The sequence below is a fragment of the Mesorhizobium jarvisii genome (genome assembly GCF_003601985.1).
Taxonomy (GTDB): domain Bacteria; phylum Pseudomonadota; class Alphaproteobacteria; order Rhizobiales; family Rhizobiaceae; genus Mesorhizobium; species Mesorhizobium jarvisii.
In genome coordinates, this window is record NZ_QZXA01000009.1 from 84,218 (window position 1) to 103,238 (window position 19,021).

The 19,021-nt window shown below is 62.3% G+C and carries 20 protein-coding genes and 2 tRNA genes; 10 read left to right on the forward strand and 12 right to left on the reverse strand.

Annotation, left to right across the window (positions count from 1 at the left end):
• Positions 1-281 precede the first annotated feature (281 nt).
• The 4 genes from clpP (at position 282) to D3242_RS22610 (ending at position 5,636) form a co-directional block, all read left to right on the forward strand.
• Positions 282-911, forward strand: coding sequence for an ATP-dependent Clp endopeptidase proteolytic subunit ClpP (gene clpP / locus D3242_RS22595; RefSeq protein ID WP_010915650.1), 630 nt, complete (start codon positions 282-284; stop codon positions 909-911).
• A gap of 295 nt (positions 912-1,206) precedes the next feature.
• On the forward strand, positions 1,207-2,481 hold the full coding sequence (clpX, locus tag D3242_RS22600; protein WP_010915651.1) for an ATP-dependent Clp protease ATP-binding subunit ClpX: 1,275 nt from the start codon (positions 1,207-1,209) through the stop codon (positions 2,479-2,481).
• A 273-nt stretch (positions 2,482-2,754) separates the two neighbouring features.
• The gene (lon, locus tag D3242_RS22605) at positions 2,755-5,166 is read left to right on the forward strand and encodes an endopeptidase La (RefSeq protein WP_027046751.1); all 2,412 of its coding nucleotides are present in this window, start codon (positions 2,755-2,757) and stop codon (positions 5,164-5,166) included.
• Positions 5,167-5,363: 197 nt separating this feature from the next.
• Positions 5,364-5,636, forward strand: coding sequence for an HU family DNA-binding protein (locus D3242_RS22610; protein WP_006201846.1), 273 nt, complete (start codon positions 5,364-5,366; stop codon positions 5,634-5,636).
• Positions 5,637-5,751: 115 nt separating this feature from the next.
• Here D3242_RS22610 and D3242_RS22615 read toward each other — a convergent pair whose 3' ends face one another.
• Complete coding sequence (locus D3242_RS22615) at positions 5,752-6,774, reverse strand: aldo/keto reductase (RefSeq protein WP_019857671.1); 1,023 nt, start codon at positions 6,772-6,774, stop codon at positions 5,752-5,754.
• 165 nt (positions 6,775-6,939) lie between these two features.
• On the opposite strand from D3242_RS22615, the gene D3242_RS22620 reads away from it, so the two are divergent.
• Positions 6,940-7,506, forward strand: a complete 567-nt coding sequence (locus tag D3242_RS22620; RefSeq protein ID WP_019857672.1) for an SIS domain-containing protein — start codon at positions 6,940-6,942, stop codon at positions 7,504-7,506.
• A 3-nt stretch (positions 7,507-7,509) separates the two neighbouring features.
• A complete protein-coding gene (locus D3242_RS22625) occupies positions 7,510-8,253 on the forward strand; it encodes a creatininase family protein (protein ID WP_019857673.1) in 744 nt (247 codons plus the stop codon).
• Between the two features lie 8 nt (positions 8,254-8,261).
• Here D3242_RS22625 and D3242_RS22630 read toward each other — a convergent pair whose 3' ends face one another.
• From D3242_RS22630 to D3242_RS22645, 4 genes are all read right to left on the reverse strand, one after another.
• Positions 8,262-8,564, reverse strand: a complete 303-nt coding sequence (locus D3242_RS22630) for a hypothetical protein (RefSeq protein ID WP_019857674.1) — start codon at positions 8,562-8,564, stop codon at positions 8,262-8,264.
• Positions 8,561-9,478 (reverse strand): carbohydrate ABC transporter permease, encoded by a 918-nt coding sequence (locus D3242_RS22635; RefSeq protein WP_019857675.1) that lies wholly within the window; start codon positions 9,476-9,478, stop codon positions 8,561-8,563. Before D3242_RS22635 ends, D3242_RS22630 begins: the two co-directional genes overlap by 4 nt.
• Positions 9,479-9,489: 11 nt before the next feature.
• Positions 9,490-10,620 (reverse strand): carbohydrate ABC transporter permease, encoded by a 1,131-nt coding sequence (locus D3242_RS22640; RefSeq protein ID WP_019857676.1) that lies wholly within the window; start codon positions 10,618-10,620, stop codon positions 9,490-9,492.
• Between the two features lie 88 nt (positions 10,621-10,708).
• On the reverse strand, positions 10,709-12,376 hold the full coding sequence (locus D3242_RS22645; protein ID WP_064982608.1) for an ABC transporter substrate-binding protein: 1,668 nt from the start codon (positions 12,374-12,376) through the stop codon (positions 10,709-10,711).
• Between the two features lie 284 nt (positions 12,377-12,660).
• Here D3242_RS22645 and D3242_RS22650 point away from each other — a divergent pair, with 284 nt between their 5' ends.
• Genes D3242_RS22650 through rbsK form a run of 3 tightly spaced genes read left to right on the forward strand, consistent with a single transcriptional unit; the run spans position 12,661 to position 15,129 of the window.
• Entirely contained in the window at positions 12,661-13,716 is a 1,056-nt protein-coding gene (locus tag D3242_RS22650; protein WP_064982611.1) for an ABC transporter ATP-binding protein, read from the forward strand.
• Between the two features lie 26 nt (positions 13,717-13,742).
• Complete coding sequence (locus D3242_RS22655; protein WP_064982612.1) at positions 13,743-14,195, forward strand: RbsD/FucU family protein; 453 nt, start codon at positions 13,743-13,745, stop codon at positions 14,193-14,195.
• A gap of 4 nt (positions 14,196-14,199) precedes the next feature.
• Positions 14,200-15,129 carry a ribokinase gene (gene rbsK, locus D3242_RS22660; protein ID WP_064982613.1) on the forward strand — a complete coding sequence of 310 codons (930 nt, stop codon included), beginning with the start codon at positions 14,200-14,202 and terminating at the stop codon, positions 15,127-15,129.
• Positions 15,130-15,313: 184 nt separating this feature from the next.
• Here rbsK and D3242_RS22665 read toward each other — a convergent pair whose 3' ends face one another.
• Together D3242_RS22665 and D3242_RS22670 are read right to left on the reverse strand one after the other, a co-directional pair.
• Positions 15,314-15,829, reverse strand: a complete 516-nt coding sequence (locus D3242_RS22665; protein ID WP_027046753.1) for a hypothetical protein — start codon at positions 15,827-15,829, stop codon at positions 15,314-15,316.
• A 392-nt stretch (positions 15,830-16,221) separates the two neighbouring features.
• Positions 16,222-16,298: transfer RNA gene (locus tag D3242_RS22670), tRNA-Asp, on the reverse strand.
• 217 nt (positions 16,299-16,515) lie between these two features.
• Between D3242_RS22670 and D3242_RS22675 the strand changes: the two genes are divergently transcribed.
• Positions 16,516-16,591, forward strand: a tRNA-Val gene (locus D3242_RS22675).
• Positions 16,592-16,689: 98 nt separating this feature from the next.
• Here D3242_RS22675 and D3242_RS22680 read toward each other — a convergent pair.
• The 5 genes from D3242_RS22680 to D3242_RS22700 form a co-directional block, all read right to left on the reverse strand.
• A complete protein-coding gene (locus D3242_RS22680; RefSeq protein ID WP_081295996.1) occupies positions 16,690-17,349 on the reverse strand; it encodes a site-specific integrase in 660 nt (219 codons plus the stop codon).
• Between the two features lie 197 nt (positions 17,350-17,546).
• Complete coding sequence (locus tag D3242_RS22685; RefSeq protein ID WP_081295997.1) at positions 17,547-17,942, reverse strand: hypothetical protein; 396 nt, start codon at positions 17,940-17,942, stop codon at positions 17,547-17,549.
• Positions 17,939-18,280 (reverse strand): DUF4326 domain-containing protein, encoded by a 342-nt coding sequence (locus D3242_RS22690; RefSeq protein WP_064982616.1) that lies wholly within the window; start codon positions 18,278-18,280, stop codon positions 17,939-17,941. Before D3242_RS22690 ends, D3242_RS22685 begins: the two co-directional genes overlap by 4 nt.
• Entirely contained in the window at positions 18,277-18,651 is a 375-nt protein-coding gene (locus D3242_RS22695) for a hypothetical protein (protein WP_064982617.1), read from the reverse strand. The genes D3242_RS22690 and D3242_RS22695 overlap by 4 nt, the downstream gene beginning before the upstream one ends.
• Positions 18,651-19,019, reverse strand: a complete 369-nt coding sequence (locus D3242_RS22700) for a DUF4031 domain-containing protein (RefSeq protein ID WP_064982619.1) — start codon at positions 19,017-19,019, stop codon at positions 18,651-18,653. Before D3242_RS22700 ends, D3242_RS22695 begins: the two co-directional genes overlap by 1 nt.
• Positions 19,020-19,021: the final 2 nt, after the last annotated feature.

A 19,021-nucleotide genomic window follows, 5' to 3' on the forward strand; every position in this document is an offset into this window, starting at 1 on the left:
GCCGCTGAGAAAAGCGGTTTCGGCGCATTTCGTTAAGTGACGCGGTTAAGAAACTGCTACGTTGCGGCCCGGTACCGTCTGCTCCGGAACCGGTGCAGGCGTCAGCGATGCGAATCCTTGGCCGTAAAGCTTGATTCGACTTACCCAGATGGCTAGGACGGGTCGGCCTTGCACAAGGATGAGCCGGCATCCTATCTACGGAACAACGATCCAGAACCGATTCTGCCCGATCTGCCAGCATTCCCGGCGCCGGAATCCCACCGCGAGATAAGAGATAACCGATGAAAAACCCCGTCGAAACCTACATGAACCTCGTTCCGATGGTGGTCGAACAGACCAATCGCGGCGAGCGGGCCTACGACATCTTCTCGCGCCTCCTCAAGGAGCGCATCATTTTCATCACCGGTCCGGTCGAGGACGGCATGGCGACGCTGGTCTGCGCGCAGCTTCTTTTCCTGGAAGCCGAGAATCCGAAGAAGGAAATCAACCTCTACATCAATTCGCCGGGCGGCGTGGTCACTTCGGGCATGGCGATCTACGACACCATGCAGTTCATCAAGCCGGCTGTATCGACGCTCTGCATCGGCCAGGCGGCCTCGATGGGCTCGCTGCTTCTGACCGCCGGCCACAAGGACATGCGTTTCGCCACGCCGAACGCCCGCATCATGGTTCACCAGCCGTCCGGCGGCTTCCAGGGCCAGGCCTCCGACATCGAGCGCCACGCCATGGATATCGTCAAGCTGAAGCGCCGTCTCAACGAGGTCTATGTCAAGCACACCGGCAAGAGCTACGAGGAGATCGAACGCACGCTCGACCGCGACCATTTCATGACCGCCGACGAAGCCAAGGATTTCGGCCTCATCGACAAGGTCATTTCGTCGCGCGAGCCGGCTGAGAGCGCCGTGGCATAAGGGCTTGGTGGCAGTTGGATGACACCATCACGCGCTTTTGGCGCGTCTTGCGGCATTTCGGCCACAATTGGCTGTTCCCTCGACGGTCGGGATTGCCTACGTTAAGGCTATGTTGATTTTCGACGGCTTAGCTTTGTGTGGGGTTGCTGCGAATCATTGCCACGTTTTCTGATTTGTGTTTCGTACGGAATACGTTGCGGGAGCCGGGACACTGGCGGCGGCGGATTCCCGCGATAAATAGAGTATGCGCCCTTTCAGCCAGACCATCGGCGGGCGGCGATGAAAGGACAGGGAAATGAGCAAGGTCGGCAACAACAGCGGTGACTCGAAGAACACGCTTTATTGCTCGTTTTGCGGCAAAAGCCAGCATGAGGTGCGCAAGCTGATCGCCGGTCCGACGGTCTTCATCTGCGACGAATGCGTCGAACTCTGCATGGATATCATCCGCGAGGAGAACAAGACCTCGATGGTGAAGTCGCGCGAGGGCGTGCCGACACCGCAGGAGATCCTCAAGGTTCTCGACGACTATGTCATCGGCCAGCCCTACGCCAAGCGCGTGCTGTCGGTGGCCGTCCACAACCACTACAAGCGTCTCGCGCATGCCGGCAAGAACAACGATGTCGAGTTGGCCAAGTCCAACATCTTGCTGATCGGCCCGACCGGTTGCGGCAAGACGCTGCTCGCGCAGACGCTGGCCCGCATCATCGACGTGCCCTTCACCATGGCCGACGCCACGACGCTGACCGAAGCCGGTTATGTCGGCGAGGACGTCGAGAACATCATCCTGAAGCTCCTGCAGTCGGCCGACTACAATGTCGAGCGCGCCCAGCGCGGCATCGTCTACATCGACGAGATCGACAAGATTTCGCGCAAGTCCGACAATCCCTCGATCACCCGCGACGTGTCCGGCGAGGGCGTGCAGCAGGCGCTGCTGAAGATCATGGAAGGCACTGTCGCTTCCGTGCCGCCGCAGGGCGGCAGGAAGCATCCGCAGCAGGAATTCCTGCAGGTCGACACCGCCAACATCCTGTTCATCTGCGGCGGCGCCTTTGCCGGCCTGGACAAGATCATCTCGGATCGCGGCCGCAAGACCTCGATCGGTTTCGGCGCCACGGTCGCCTCGCCGGAGGACCGCCGCACCGGTGACATCTTCCGCCAGGTCGAGCCCGAGGACCTCCTGAAGTTCGGCCTCATTCCGGAGTTCGTCGGCCGTCTGCCTGTCCTGGCGACGCTGGAGGACCTCGACGAACCGGCGCTGATCCAGATCCTGACCGAGCCGAAGAACGCGCTGGTCAAGCAGTACCAGCGGCTGTTCGAGATGGAAAATGTCGACCTGACCTTCCACGAGAACGCCCTGTCGGCTATCGCCAAGCGCGCCATCGAGCGCAAGACCGGCGCGCGCGGCCTGCGCTCGATCATGGAAGCGATCCTGCTCGACACCATGTTCGAACTGCCGGCGCTCGAAGGCGTGCGCGAAGTGGTGATTTCGGAAGAAGTGGTGACCGGCAGCGCCCGGCCGCTCTACATCTATTCCGAACAGAAGGAAAAGAAGGGCAACGTCAGTGCCTGAAATGGCACTTCACCGCATATTTTTGTGGAACGGCGCCGTCGCGGCGCCGTTTTGCTGTGTAGAGCACGCGACCTCGGCGATGGAGTGGATTGCAGGCGATGTTAACTCTTGATCTTTGCCCTGCTTGCATCCACCTAACACGAGAAGGCCGAGGTGCCCGATTTCTGTGCTGTAAAACTCCCGTCACAAACGGTGGTAGGCGGAACGATCCCCGGTCGTTAATATAAGATTCGCGGTTGGCCTGATGGCGACCGCGACATGAAAGGTTGGACAATGGCCAAAATATCCAAGGCTCCCAGCGACGGCGTCTTCGCAGTTCTCCCACTGCGCGACATCGTGGTGTTCCCGCACATGATCGTTCCGCTCTTTGTCGGGCGCGAAAAGTCGATCAAGGCGCTGGAAGAGGTGATGGGTCAGGAGAAGCAGATCCTGCTTGCCACCCAGATGAATGCTGCCGATGACGATCCCGAGCCCGATGCCATCTTCGACATCGGCACGCTCGCCAATGTGCTGCAATTGCTGAAGCTGCCCGACGGCACCGTCAAGGTCCTGGTCGAGGGCGCTTCGCGTGCCAAGATCGTTTCGTTCACCGACCGTCCCGATTTCCACGAGGCCCGCGCCACCGCGTTGGTCGAGCCGGAAGAGGAGGAGGTCGAGGTTGAGGCGCTGGCCCGCTCGGTCGTCACCGACTTCGAGAACTACGTCAAGCTGAACAAGAAGATCTCGCCTGAAGTGGTGGGTGCCGCCAGCCAGATCGACGACTATTCCAAGCTCGCCGATACGGTTGCCTCGCATCTCGCCATCAAGATCCCTGAAAAGCAGGAAATGCTGGCCACGCTCTCGGTCAAGGAGCGGCTGGAAAAGGCGATGGGCTTCATGGAAGCCGAAATCTCCGTCCTGCAGGTGGAGAAGCGCATCCGCTCGCGCGTCAAGCGCCAGATGGAGAAGACGCAGCGCGAGTACTACCTCAACGAGCAGATGAAGGCGATCCAGAAGGAGCTCGGCGAGGGCGAGGACGGCCGCGATGAGGCCGCCGAGATCGAGGCGCGCATCAAGAAGACCAAGCTCTCCAAGGAAGCCCGCGAAAAGGCGGAAGCCGAGTTGAAGAAGCTGAGGACGATGTCGCCGATGTCGGCGGAATCGACCGTCGTGCGCAACTACCTCGATTGGCTGCTGTCGATCCCGTGGGGCAAGAACTCCAAGGTCAAGCAGGACCTGGCCTACGCCCAGAACGTGCTCGACACCGATCACTTCGGCCTCGACAAGGTCAAGGACCGCATCGTCGAGTATCTGGCCGTCCAGAGCCGCCAGAAGAAGCTGAAGGGGCCGATCCTGTGCCTTGTCGGCCCTCCCGGCGTCGGCAAGACTTCGCTTGGCAAGTCGATCGCCAAGGCGACCGGCCGCGAATTCATCCGCATGGCGCTCGGCGGCGTGCGTGACGAAGCCGAAATCCGTGGCCATCGGCGCACCTATATCGGTTCGATGCCCGGCAAGGTCATCCAGTCGATGAAGAAGGCGAAGAAGTCCAACCCGCTCTTCCTGCTCGACGAGATCGACAAGATGGGCCAGGACTTCCGTGGCGATCCGTCGTCGGCGCTGCTCGAGGTGCTCGATCCCGAGCAGAACTCGACGTTCATGGACCATTACCTCGAGGTCGAATACGACCTGTCGAGCGTGATGTTCGTGACGACGGCCAATACGCTGAACATCCCTGCGCCCTTGATGGACCGCATGGAGATCATCCGTATCGCCGGCTACACCGAGGACGAGAAGATCGAAATCGCCAAGCGGCACCTGATGCCGAAGGTGATCCGCGATCACGCGCTGCAGCCGAAGGAATTCTCCGTCGGCGAGGATGCGATCCGTGCCATCATCCAGACCTACACCCGTGAAGCGGGTGTCAGAAGCCTGGAGCGCGAGCTGATGAAGCTCGGGCGCAAGGCCGTGACCGAGATCCTGAAGACGAAGAAGAAGACGGTGAGCATCACGGCGGCGAACCTCGCCGATTACCTTGGTGTCCAGCGCTATCGTTTCGGTCAGGTCGAGGCTGACGATCAGGTCGGTGTCGTCACCGGTCTTGCCTGGACGGAAGTCGGCGGTGAACTGCTGACGGTCGAAGGCGTCATGATGCCCGGCAAGGGCCGCATGACGGTGACCGGCAATCTGCGCGATGTGATGAAGGAATCGATCTCGGCGGCGGCCTCCTATGTCCGCTCAAGAGCCCTCGATTTCGGCATCGAGCCTCCGCTGTTCGACAAGCGCGACATCCACGTGCACTTGCCGGAAGGCGCCACGCCGAAGGATGGTCCGTCCGCTGGTGCTGCCATGGCGACAGCCATTGTGTCGGTGCTGACGGGCATTCCGGTCCGGGCCGATGTGGCGATGACTGGCGAGATAACGCTTCGCGGCCGCATCTTGCCGATCGGCGGCCTCAAGGAGAAACTGCTCGCCGCGCTGCGCGGCGGCATCAAGAAGGTGCTGATCCCGGAAGACAACGCCAAGGATCTGGCGGAGATTCCGGACAATGTGAAGAACGGCATGGAGATCATTCCGGTCTCGCGCGTCGGTGAGGTGTTGCGCCATGCGCTGGTGCGTATGCCGGAGCCGATCGAATGGGTCGAACCGGTCAATCCGCCGGCCACGACCGACAGTGCCGATGACGCTGGAAAGTCGCTTGCACATTAGATTCTTTCTAAGGTTGCAGTGCACAAACGGAAAGCCGGGCCTCGCGCCCGGCTTTTTCATGTGAAAAACCCCGGATTTCCGGGCTTTTTTCCACTTTTTCCGGGCTTTTCGACTTGGTTGCGGCAGCGCTTCTTTCTAAAGTCCGTTTCCTGCCGGATGAGTCGTTAGTTCCGGTGTTCTCATGGAAGGGAATTTTTATGAACAAGAACGAACTGGTGTCCGCTGTCGCCGACGCCGCGAGCATTTCGAAGGGTGACGCGCAGTCGGCGGTCGATGCGGTGTTTTCCGTCATCACCGGCGAACTGAAGAAGGGCGGCGATGTCCGGCTTGTCGGCTTTGGCAATTTCACCGTGTCAAAGCGTGCGGCCTCGACCGGCCGCAACCCGCAGACCGGCGCCGAAGTGAAGATCCCGGCACGCACCGTGCCGAAGTTCTCGGCCGGCAAAGGCCTGAAGGACGCAGTCAACTAAGCGTTTTTTCTTTTCAGAGACAGAAAAGCCGGGCTTGCCCGGCTTTTCATTTTTTGTGCCCGACGCCGGTACCCGGCTTTTCATTTTTTGGCCCGAATTGGGGGCGGCAACGCTCCTATGCGGTCGGCGCGTCGTCGCGCATCAAGCCCTCCTTCTTGAGGTCGGCCCACAGCGCAGCCGGCAGTTTCGCGTCGAGCAGTGCCCGGTTGCCTTCCACTTCGCTCGGCCGCTGGCCGCCTGGGATCACCGAGACGACAGAGGGATGCAGCAGCGGAAACTGCAGCGCCGCCTCGATCAGCCTGACGCCATGGCGTTTGCAGACAGCCTCGATGCCGGCGACCCGCCCGAGAATGTCCTTCGGCGCCTCGGAATAGTTGTAATAGGCGCCGGGCTTGGGTCCTGTCGCCAGGATGCCGGAATTGTAGGGGCCGCCAAGGACGATACCGATGCCGCGCTTCTGGCAGAGCGGCAGGAAGGACGTCAGCGCCTCCTGTTCCAGCAGCGTGTAGCGCCCGGCAAGCAGGAACAGGTCGAAATCGCCGCGCTCGGCCAATGTCTGGGCAACCTGCCATTCGTTGATGCCGCCGCCGAACGCCTTGATCGCGCCCTGGTCGCGCAGCGACAGCAGTCCATAGTAGCCCGAGCGCATGAATTCTTCGATGCGCCGGTCGGACGCCTCCTTGCTGCCATGGGTGAAGATGTCGACATCGTGCACGAACAGTATGTCGATCCTGTCGACGCCAAGCCGCTCGAGCGAGGCCTCGAACGAACGCATGACGCCGTCATAGCTGTAGTCGTAGACCTCCTGGCGTGATGGCGTGTCGAAGAACTTGCCGATGCCGGTGCGCTGCTCCGGCGGGCAGGCGCGCATGAGGCGGCCGACCTTGCTCGACAGCACATAGTCGTCGCGCTTCTTGCCGCGCAGGAAGGGGTTGAGGCGTGTTTCAGACAGGCCAAGCCCGTAGAGCGGCGCGGTGTCGTAGTAGCGGCAGCCGGTCTCCCAGGCGGCGTCGAGCGTGGCCTTGGCATCCTCGTCCGAAACGGCGCGGTAGAGATTGCCGAGCGGTGCCGTGCCGAAGCCGAGCTCCGTAAAGGTGAGGCCGCCATTGCCGATGCGGTCGAAATGCCGTGTCTTCATGTCTTGCAATTTTCCCGGGGTTGATTTGTCTGACATGACACTATCACGCCTGTGATCAGGCAAAAGCGCTGCGCGGCGTTGGACACGCATTTTCGCGGTTGCTAGCATGAATGAAATCAAGCTGTTCGTAAAAAATCCGAGGAGGATTTCGAGGGTGGGTTTGTCGTGAGCGACCAGGACGAAAATCTGTTCAAGACCGCGCTCGACGAACTCGGCTGCGTGCTGGCGCGCGTGGATGACAGCCAGATCGACGTCGCCTGCAAGCTTCTGGCCGAAGCGAGGCAGATCGTCGTCTATGGCTGCGGCCGCGAGGCCTTGCAGGTCAAGGGTTTCGCCATGCGGCTCTACCATCTCGGTCTGCCGGTCGCGGTGGTTGGCGACATGACCACGCCGCCACTGGGGCCTGGCGACGTCTTCCTGGCCAGTTCCGGGCCGGGAGAAACCTCGACGGTGCTGACCTTGATGCGTGTCGCGCGCGATGCCGGCGCGACCAATCTGCTGCTCACCGCCCAGTCCGGCGGCAGCGCGGCGGGGTTGGCCGATGCCACGCTGCTCATTCCGGCCCAGACCATGGCCAATGATCAGGGGCCGCAAAAGACTTCGGTCCTGCCGATGGGCTCGCTGTTCGAAGGGGCGCTGTTCCTGCTGTTCGAGGTGATGGTGCTGAAGCTCAAATCCCTGATTGGTGCTTCGCCCGAAGCCATGCGCGCACGCCACACCAATATGGAATAGATCATGCGCTATGAACTGATGCTGCCGCACCAGATCCGCCAAGCGATCGCCGAGAATTGGCCGGTCGCCCTGCCGCTCGGCGTGCTCGAATACCATGGCGAGCATATGGCTGTCGGCATGGACACGCTGGCCGTCATCAAGACGCTGGAGCTGTTCGAGAAGGAGAGGGATGTCGTCATCCTGCCGCCCTTCTACTACGGTGCTGCGAGCTACGCAGTGGCGCCGCCGGAAGGCACTGGCTCGGTGCAGGTCGGCGGCAACCAGCTGGCGCCGTTCGGCGAGGAACTGTTCTACAGCCTGCTGCGCGTCGGTTTCCGCAACATCCACGCCATCATCCACCACCAGACCGAGAATTTCGCCGCCGGCATGCCGACCGATCTCGCCTTCAAGACCGCCGGCCGCCAGGCGATCTTCCGTTTCCTTGAGAAACAGCGCGGCGAGGGGTGGTGGGGTTCCGAGACGATGGCCGACTATTATGCCGGACACGCCGCCGGTGAAAATTTCTTCAACTGGGTGCAGGTGCATCCGCTGATGCCGGCCGCCATGAACGGCAAGTACCCGTTCGACCATGCCGGCATCGGCGAGACATCACTGATGCTGGCGCTGTGTCCGGAGGCGGTCGATGCCGCCCGCTTCGCCGACAATACCAGCTGGTATACGGCGAGCGCCAAGGATGCGTCGGCTGAGCTTGGGGACAAGGGCGTCGCCATGATCATGGATCACCTGCGCGCTATCCTGAAGGCCTAAAGGTTTTTTCAGCCGCTCCGCCCGGTAATCGGCAATCGACCTGTCCCCGGATCGCTCTTGGTGGCAACGGCCCAGATGAACGTCCCGGCGCCGGCTATCGCCAGGCCGACATAGAGGGCTATGCCAAGCCCGAGGTGGTTGGCGTAGAATCCCTCCAGGGCCATGACCAGGCCGCCGCACAGCATGGCCAGCACGAAGCCGGCGATGACGGCTCGACCTTGCCAGGCGATCGGCATGACGCCCTTGCCGTAGCGGTCGTAGCCCTTGTAGCCGGCGCGGATGTTGCGTGCGAACCAGTATTGGTTCGTCACTTCACAGCTCCCGCCGTCATGCCCATGATGAGATAGCGTTCCAGCGCGATGCCGATGACCGCCAGCGGCGCGATCGCGGCGGTGGCAAGGGCTGCCATCGACCACCAGTTGATGCCTTGCGAGCCGGTCTGGCTCGCCACCATGACCGGGATGGTCTTGGCATCGGTCGAGGTCAGAAGGGCAGCGAAGAAATATTCGTTCCAGCACAGCACCATTGCCAGGATGAAGGCGGCGACCATGCCCGGCAGCGCGATCGGCATGACGATGCGGAAGAACGCCCCCCAGATCGACAGGCCGTCGACGAGCGCTGCTTCTTCCAGCTCGACCGGGATGGAGTTGAACTGGTCGCGCATGATCCAGATGACGATCGGCAGCACCATCAGCGTGTAGAGCAGGATCAGCCCGATGCGCGTGTCGAGCAGGCCGACTTCGCGGTAGAGCACCAGGAAGGGCAGAGCGAGCACCACGGGCGGCAGGATCAGCTGCGACAGGAAGAAGAAGGAGATGTCCTCGTTCTTGAACCAGGCGAACTTGTAGCGGTAGCGCGTGAGGCCGTAGGCGGCGAGGCTGCCGATGACGATGGCGAGGCTCGACGCGCCGACCGAGGTGATGACCGAGTTCATGAAGCGCTTGAAGAACTCATCGCGCACCGTGGAGGTCTGGAAGATCGAATCCGGCGACAGGCCGAGCGAGCGCCAGCCTTTCCAGTCCGGCTGGAAGTCGACGAAGGGGATCAGATGGCCTTGGGTGACGTCGACCGCCGATTTGAACGAGGTCGTTATCGTCCAGTAGATCGGGAACAGGCAGATCAAGGCCCAGAACACCAGCGCGCCATAGATGAAGACGCGGCTGGTGATGAAGCTCGCCGGAGAGCGGATTTCGGAGACGGTGTATTCGGTGGTCTGAACGCTCATGATCCGGCCACTCAATTGACGTTGCGCACGAAGCGGTTGGCAAGCTTCAACAGCCAGGTCACGAACACGACGATGATGACCAGATAGGCCATCGCTAGCATGGTGCCGTAGCCGACATTGGAGCGGTCGCGGTATTCGCGGTAGATGAAGCTGGAGACGGAATCGGTGGCGCCGCCGGGGCCGCCCGAGGTCACCGTGATGATGATGTCGGCCAGCTTCAGCTTGAAGATGATGCGCAGGATCACCGCCGTCACCGAAACCGGCAACATCAGCGGGAAAGTGACCTGCCAGAAGGTCTGCCAGGTGGTCGCGCCGTCGACGCGCGCGGCCTCCAGCACCTCGCGCGACATCGCCTGCAGGCCGGCGAGCAGCATGATCATCATGAACGGGATGAAGGTCCAGGCATCTAGTATCATGATCGATATGCGGGCGATGATGGGATCGGAAAAGAAGGCGGGATTGTCCCAGCCGAGATGGCGCGCCAGTGTTGCCGCCGGTCCGAACCGGTACTCCATCAGCGATTTGCCGATCATCCATGACACCGCGACCGGGGACAGCATCAGCGGCATCAGGAAGACGACGCGGAAGAATTTGCGCGCCCGGATCTGCGCGTTGAGCAGCAGCGCCAGCCCGAAGGCGATGACATATTCGACCAGCACGGCGAGCACGTAGAGCACCATGTTGAACAGCGCGTTGCGATAGTAGGGATCGCCCAGCATCTGCCAGAAATTGTCGAGCCCGTTGAACCTGCGGCCGCTGAAGGAGGAGAGGTTCCAGTCGGTGAGTGCGATGTAGAAGCCGAACAGCGTCGGGAAGATCACCATGGCGATGGTGAACAGCAGCGCCGGCAGCAGGAACAGCGCGCGCTGGCCGTCCTCGCCGCGCGTCAGCACCTGGCCGATGCCGAGTGCCACGCCCCACAGCACATAGGCATAGACCACCGGACGCCATGTCTCGAAGCCGATCGTGTCGACTTCGCTCTTGTAGAGGATCTGGACGAGGATCGTTGCCAGCAGGCCGAGCGTTGCGGCGGCCATCACCGCCCAGCCCAAGCGTTTGCGGCCTGGCGGTATCAGGTCGGATGGGACGGCGTTTGCCGGCCAATCATTGGTGGGCAAAATCTGGTCAGCCACGCGTCTCATCCAGTTGCAGAAGGCACTTCGCGACCGGCGATGCCGGTCAAGACAGGGTCCGGCGGCTTTCGTCGCCGGACCCTGGTTCACGCTACGATCAGGCCAGGCCGAGCGAGGCCTTGTAGAGCTTGATCTGCTTTTCGCGGCCGATCTGGTCGGTGAGCTTTTCCCAGGCGGCGGCGATGGCATCGGCGCCTTCCTGTGCCTTCATCTTGCCGGCGAAGGTGTTGGCCAGAATGTCCTCGGCGGCGGAATAATACTGGAAGATGCCGGGGATGCGTGGCTCGATCGCCGCGTTCGGATGGTTGTAGCTGTCGCCTTCCGACTTCAGATACGAGGTGATGAAGGCCTCGTCGTAGCCGGCCGCCACCCATTCCGGAATGTCGAAATGCGAATTGCGGTAGGGCTGGAAGCCGGACGGATACATCGCCGTCCAGATCGACAGGTCCTTGCCGCCGAGATGAGCGGCGGCGGACCATGCCGCCTTTTTCTTCTTCTCGTCCTTGTCGACGCGAGCCATGACATAGACGCCCCAGCCGAGATAGGCGCAGTTCGGCGAATAGTTCGGCCCGCTGGCGAGCTTCTCCCATTTGCCGGTCTTGGAATTGTAGACATCGTCCGAACCCGGCAGGATCGAGAAGCCGGTGACATCGCCGATGACCGAGGAATCGTTGGTCTTGACGTTGGAGCCGATGTCGCCCCACCAGGGGATCATCGAACCGGTGCCGGCCAGGAACTGCTGGAACCCGGTGGTGTTCGGGTCGGCGTTGATCTGGTCCGCCGGTTCCGACGGTAGCGCGTCGATCACGTCCTGGATGGCGCGCACCCAGGCCGGATTGTTGATGCGCGGCTTCATCGTGTCGGCGTCGAACAGCCAGGCCTTGTCGTCGGGATGCTTGGCGTAGGCGGTGGCGCGGCTGCCCAGGAAGTAGAAGCCGAAACCGCCCCATGGCTTGGGCGCGTCGAGATAGCCGTAAACGTCCTGGCCCTTGAATTTCTTGCCCTTGAGGAACTTGGTGACGGCCTGCACCTGCTGCCAGGTCTTCGGCACGCCCCATTCGCCTTCACCGCCGCCATCCTTCCACTGCTTGGCGAGGTCGGCATCGGCGAACACGTCGGTGCGGTAGTTGAAATTGTGCGTGTCGCCGTCGATGGTGACGCGATACTGCTTGCCGTCCCAGGTGCCGACCGGCGGCTTCAGGTAGTTGACCAGGTCGTCGAAATCGATCTGCTTCTTGACCCAGTCGGGCATCTCCGAGGTCAGGCCCTTGCCGCAGACATCGCCTTCGAAGGGCGCGCCCATCTCGATGATGTCGAAGTCGACGGTGCCGGTGGCGATCGATTGCTGAAGGCGGGCATTGTAGTCGGCCTGCGCCAGGTCGATCCAGCTGATCTTGGCGCCGGTATAGGCCTCCCACGGCTTCAGGAAGCCGCGGAACAGCACATTGTGCAGGTTCTGGTTGTTGAGGCCCATGAAGGTCAGCTCGACGCCGGCGAATTCGCCTTCCTTGACATTGGCCTTGGTGGCCTCGAGGCAGAGTTCGCCGACCTTCTGGAAATCGGCATCGGTCGGCTGACCTTTACCAACGCCGGGAATCTGCAGGATCTTCGAGCGCAGTTCGCTTGCGGCGGCAGCGGGGCGCGTCAAGGCGCCAAGCCCGGCGCCGGATGCCGCCGCGATCGCGGCCATGCTGGCCGCACCCTTCAAGACGTCGCGCCGCGTGGCGCCGGCCCGGACCAGCCTATCGTAAAGACCTGTTCTCATCGACTATTCCTCCCAGAATCAGTGTGAATGGATGTGGCCACCTGTCGGACGCTGAAGCACAACTGTGCTACCGGCTCGGATACGAATTAGGCAGGACCCCACCCTGCGTCGATTGAAATTCCCTGCGGATCGGTGCCGACATTTGGACCAGCACCCGCCACTATTCTCGCAACCAAACGCCGTGTCAACGAGAACGGTTTTTATCTATAAGAGACCGACTTGCCCTGACAGGGCGCGTTGGTTAGCTTCTGCGCCTACGGCCAGTTGGAGCCGATGGGGGAGAGATGGCTCAAGTCGCAATCAGCAAGGTGGCCAAGGCGTTTGGAACCGTCAAGGTTCTGCACGAAGTCAGCGTCGACATCGCTGACGGACAGTTCGTGGTGCTGGTCGGCCCCTCGGGTTGCGGCAAGTCCACGCTGCTCAGGATGGTGGCCGGGCTGGAGACCGTTTCCGGCGGCACGATCGCCATCGGCGACCGCGTCGTCAACCATTTGCCGCCGGCAAAACGCGACATTGCCATGGTGTTCCAGAACTACGCGCTCTACCCGCACAAGACGGTCGAGCAGAACATGGCCTTTGCCCTCAAATTGCGGAAAACCGATCCGGCCGTGGTCGCCGAGCGGGTCAAGCGCGCCGCCGATATCCTCGACCTCAACCCCTATCTGAAGCGCTATCCCCGGCAGCTCTCCGGCGGCCAGCGCCAGCGCGTCGCGATGGGCCGCGCCATCGTGCGCAATCCACAGGTGTTCCTGTTCGACGAGCCGCTGTCCAACCTCGACGCTAAGCTGCGCGTGCAGATGCGCACCGAGATCAAGGAACTGCACCAGCGACTGAAGACCACCACGATCTACGTCACCCACGACCAGATCGAGGCCATGACAATGGCCGACAAGATCGTCGTCATGCGCGATGGCCGCATCGAGCAGGTCGGTGCGCCGCTGGAGCTGTTCGACCGGCCGGCCAATCTCTTCGTCGCCGGCTTCATCGGCTCGCCGTCGATGAACCTGCTCAAGGGCGTTGTGCGAAAGGGCGACAAGCCCGGCGTCGAAATATCAGGCACATTGTTCCCGATTGCCGACAATGCCGCGCAGGACGGGCAGGCCGTCGTCTATGGCGTGCGCCCGGAGCATCTGGAAATCCATCCCGATGGCGTACCGGCGAAGATTTCGGTGGTCGAACCGACCGGCTCGGAAACGCTTGTGTTCCTGCGCTTTGGCGACCGCGAGATGGTGGCGCTGTTTCGCGAGCGCCACGACTTCAAGCCCGGCGACACGCTGACCCTGAAGCCCAGGCTCGACCACATTCATCTTTTCGATGCCGAGACCGGCAAGCGTCTCTGATTTCAACGGACATCACGAGGACTATCATGCTCAAAGGCATCAATCCGCTGCTCAATGCCGACGTGCTCCAGGCATTGCGGGCGATGGGCCATGGCGATGACCTGATCATCGCCGACACCAACTTCCCCTCCGATTCGGTGGCGCGTCAGACGGCGCTCGGCCGGCTGCTGCGCATCGATGCGCCGGCCGCCGAGGTGGTCAAGGCAGTGCTGTCGCTTTATCCGCTGGATACGTTCGTCGACGACGCGGCCGCGCGTATGGAAATCGTCAGCAAGCCGGACGAGATCCCGCCGGTCCAGAAGGAAGTGCAAAAGGAAATCGACGCGGCTGAAGGCAAGTCCTGGCCGATGCTGCCGGTCGAGCGCTACGCCTTCTACGAGCGCGCCAAGCAGGCCTATTGCGTCATCCAGACCGGCGAACGCCGTTTTTACGGCTGCTTTGCCTTCCGCAAGGGCGTCGTACCGCCGGATGCGGAGTAGGGATATGGCAGCCGGAAAGCCTGTCGTCATATTGGGCGTCTTCGTCGCCGATACCGCCTATCGCGCCGATCGCCAGCCGCGAATGGGCGAGACGATCCTCGGCAATTCGTTCAAGCTGGGCCCGGGTGGCAAGGGGTCGAACCAGGCGGTGGCCGCCGGCAAGCTCGGCGCCGACACCACCTTCCTGACCCGCCTTGGCGTCGACGCCTTCGCCGACATGGCCAAGCGGACCTGGCAGGATGCGGGCGTGAGAAGCGCCGTCATCGACACGCCGGACAGCTATACGGGCGCCGCCTACATCTTCGTCGAGGAGGGCAGCGGCAACAACGCCATCATCGTCAGTCCGGGGGCGGCCATGCTGATCTCGCCGGCCGATATCGAGGCCAATGCCGCCCTGATTCGTGGCGCCGGCGTCTTCGTTACCCAGCTCGAACAGCCGATCGATGCCGCGATGCGGGCGCTGGAGATCGCGCGCGGGGCAGGGGTGACAACCATCCTCAACCCTGCCCCCGCGGCAAAGCTTCCCGACCGTATCTACACGCTCTGCGACTATCTGACGCCAAACGAGACCGAGACGGAGGAATTGACCGGACTGAAGGTCTCGTCGGTCGATGAGGCGCGGGTCGCCGCCGGCAAGCTGCTCGAAAAGGGCGTCGGGACCGTCATCGTCACACTCGGCGACAAGGGCGCGCTCCTGCACTCGAAGGGACGCTCCGAGCATGTCGCAGCCATCAGCGCCGGGCCGGTTGTCGAAACCACCGGCGCGGGCGACGCCTTCAACGGCGGCTTCGCGGCGGCGCTGTCGCGAGGCGTGGAGCCGCTGCAGGCGGTGCGCTTCGCCTGCGCCGTCGCCGGCATCTCGGTGACGCGACCCGGCACCGCGCCGTCGATGCCGACGCTGCAAGAGGTCGAGGCGCTGCTGGCGAAGGGTTGAGGCATGCGGGGCAGCCGGGCCATCAGGCTGTTCCAGTCCCAGCGCAAACCCATGAAAAGTGCGTAGCGCTTTCCCCTTGAAATTGCGCCAATGGAATTGCGCCAAAACAAAGTGTTAGGGCAGTTCGCTGTTTCCATGAAACGGCAAACTGCCCTGGATGTCCATCCAGTGATAGCCCGATCAGCTATTGCCTGACGTAGCAGCGCTTTTCACGACCGGGAGCGGGATCGCCGAACGTATCATTGTCGCATTGGACGCCGTTGCGGAACACGTCCTGCGTGAATTGGCCGCGTGCCCCGTACCTGACCACCTTGCGGCCATAGAAATCGCAGTAGTCGCCTTCATCGGCACAGGCTGCCCATCTCTCGCGGCGGGGTTCGTCGTAATTGTCATCCGACTGGTCCCGGCCGCGCATGACGATGAAACACGACTTTGGGATGCCCGGCGCCGGATCGCCAAAAACGCGATTTGAACACGGCACCGCGTCTCGGTCGAAATAGCGCGAGGTCGTGCGGCCCCGGGCGCCGTAGACCACTTCGGCGGGATACGGCAGACGGCAGAGCCCGCCCTCGCGCGCGCATGGCTGCAATCGGTCGGCCGACGCGGTCGCCGGGAAAAGGGCGGTGGCGACCGTCGTCGCGCCGCCCAGGTACATGAGCGTGAATAATGTGCGCATAGAAATGTTTGGTGCGTTTGACACGATAAGTCCTCCATGCCGTTCAGGCAGCCTACGAATGCAACTCCGCTACCTGCGAAATGAATCCAGCGCTTTGTGGGCAAATCCGCAAGTGGGATTCGCAAGGTCAAACGCGGCTCAAGCCCGAGTCGTTCCAGGAGCTGCTTTTCAGCCTATTGGAGTGGCCTCGCGTTTGCCAGATTGCCGCGCGGGCGTGGCTGAATTTTTAAAGCCGGCGGCGAAACAGTCGGCCGCGCACGATTCGCGCGGCCGCGGCGAATGATCATCGACCGCAAGGCTACAAAGCCGGCGATAGAGCGCAAAAGCCCGCGCCTTGGCCCTTCATTTCTGACAGTGGATTCTGACAATTCATGTCGGCATTTCCCTGTGCCAAGGATTGCGATCCTTGAGGGAAATGGCGCGAGTGACGGGGCTCGAACCCGCGACCTCCGGCGTGACAGGCCGGCACTCTAACCAACTGAGCTACACCCGCGCATTGACGAGCACGTGTCAGCCGTGTTCGTCGTTGGGGCGCTGGATAAGGGGTTCGCCACCGGGTGTCAAGCGCACCAAACCATCATAACAACAAACTGGAGAAGGTTTTTTGACAGCCGGCGTTTTGTTCGCAAATCGGGCCTGCGGACAGGGCGTCACCTGTTCATTTGGCCTTGCGAAGCCGGTCCCGACCGCTTAAAGGTCCGCGCCGGAGCGGGCGATTAGCTCAGTTGGTAGAGCGCTTCGTTTACACCGAAGATGTCGGCGGTTCGAGCCCGTCATCGCCCACCACTTTTTACCAATGAATTCAATGGCGTCTGCCGGCCCGCTGAGGCCGGCTTTGCGCGTTGCGCCCAGCTATGCGCCCAGAAACGACGATTTGTGGGCGCTCAATAGGCATCTGCGGCGGACTGCTGGAAGTCGGGATGATGGTGACCGTAGGTCGATTCCATCTGTTTTACCGTCATGCCGAGCGAGCCGGCGGCGTCCCAGATCGGCACGCGGCGCTGCATCAACCAGGTGGCGCGGGTGTGGCGCAGGATGTGCGGCGTCACCTCCTCGCCGAGCTTGGCCTTGACGCGCGCGGCGTCGAAGGATTTGCGCATCAGGCCGATCGGCTCGCCGCCCTTGGCATGGATCACCGGACCCTTGCCGCCGTCCTTCTGCTTCCACCGCTTCAGATGCGCGATCGCGCGCCGCGGCAGGCGCATCGGCGGCCGGCGCTTCGTCGTCTCGCGCACGCGTTCGCCGCGACGGTAGAGCACGCCGGCGTCGAGGTCGGGCCATCCGCCGGCCGGGCCACGGTTCCAGTTGAGCTTGAGGATCGCGGCATGGCGCGTGCCAGTGTAGAGGCCGATGATGATGAAGCGCGGCAGGCATTCGTAAGTCTTCGGCCTAGCCCGCCGCAACCGCAAGGCGGCGCGCAGCAGCGCGGCGGCTTCCTGGCGCGTCAACCAGCGCTCGCGCGCAACCGGCTTGGCCGGCAGATCGAAGTAAGGGCGGAAGTTCAGCCGTTTCTCCTTGCAGAAAAGATAGACAGCCGCACGCATGTCCTCGAGCTCGCGCCGTGCCGCCGCCGGGCGCTTGCGGCTGGCAGCATATTCACGGCAGGTCTCGCCGTCGATAGAGGATAGTGGCTTGTCGCCCCAGAAGGCGGTCAGGAAGGCGATGCGCCCTTCCAGAGGCTCGGTGTCCGCTTCATCGTCACCATTTTCGGCAGCGGCCTGCTTGGCTGCGAGGTAGTAGTCTAGCGCGGTTGCGCACGAGATGTGATCGGGACCACGTTCGACGGCGACGGGCTTTTGCTTTTTTTGCCCGATGTATTGCGCGAGCTTTTCCGCCGCGATTTCAGTTTCGCCAACAAGGCATCCCGTTCGCTTGTAAACGGCCCCGTCCCGGATGACGAGCCGCTGGACGCCGTCCCGGTCGAGCCGGGGGACGAGGCGGGGAGGACTTTTCCGACGCGGCATTTTAGGCGCATTTCCCTGATGGCAGACGGCGTGACGAAATCCTTGTTGGCAATCTGCTCGATTGTCAAATTGCCCTTGCGCGCCTCGGCCCGCAGCGCCTTCGGCGTCAGCCGGCCGCCGAAGAAGCGGTCGCAGGCCTCCTGGAGACGAATCGGCGTGTCGTCTTCGCTCACGGCTTGGCCCCGCGATTGGCGAGTTTGAGCAAGACGTCGGCATGGCAGGGTGCCCCCGGCTTGCACCAGCAGGCGAGGTTCTTGCCAGTCAATTCTCCGGCGTTCTCGGCGACGAACTGGCGGGTGCGCTCCAGCGCCTGGACGTCGGGATCGCGCCCGACACGCATCAGGCCCGCTAGCAGCGCCTTGTAGAGGTCGACGCAATAGGCAGCGTCGCCGTGCTTGCCGACCACGAAAGGATTGCCCCATGGGCCAGGGCGCGCCACGGTCACGGTGTTTTCTGGCATGCGCCAACCCTTGCGGCGCGACAGCTGGATCCGTTTGGGCAGGTCGCTCATTTCCTGCGCTCCGGAAAGCTGTGCATCGCACGGTCATAGCTGGCCTTCAGATGTTGGAGCATTTGCCGGCGAACCTCCGGGCCCATCTGGAAGGCTTGTACATTGATCGTAGCGAGTGCCGTTCCTATCGCACTCCAGAGTTCAACGACCATCTCATGGGGCGGCATCTCGAACCGGTCTTCTCCCGCATTCAAGGCCTCGATCATGCCGACCGATACGCGCTCCATACAAAACGCCCAAGCCTTCTGTTCCTTCGTCAGTGAGGACTGATCCTGGCTCCAGTCAACAAGCTCTCGGAACTCGTCATAGCCCTTGGCAAATCCCGGTTCGAGAACATCGGCCAACGTGCGCCGCTTCGGCATCTTGGGCATCAGAGAAGGCTCCGTTGCTTCGGATCGGCTGGTGCGCCGGCGCCGAAGCCTTTGGCGCGCAGCTGGGCGATCTGGTCGAGTTTCGCCTGATCGCCCTTAAGTCGGGCCGTGAATTCCGCAGGCCCGTACTTGTCGGTTTCGATCGCGCCGGCGGCGACGGCTAGCGCGCGCTTAGACTGCGCAATGTCGAAATGCTCCCATGTTGCGTCCATACCGGCGACGCCAAGACCGGGCGGACGCTGAAACCATTTGCGCTGGACACCGATGCGGTCGGCCATGGCGAACAGTTCGGCGCGCGTGTTGGCCCACATATGGCACATGAGAAGCCGGCCGAAGGGATGCTTGGCGTTGTCGACGTAGACGGCCATCG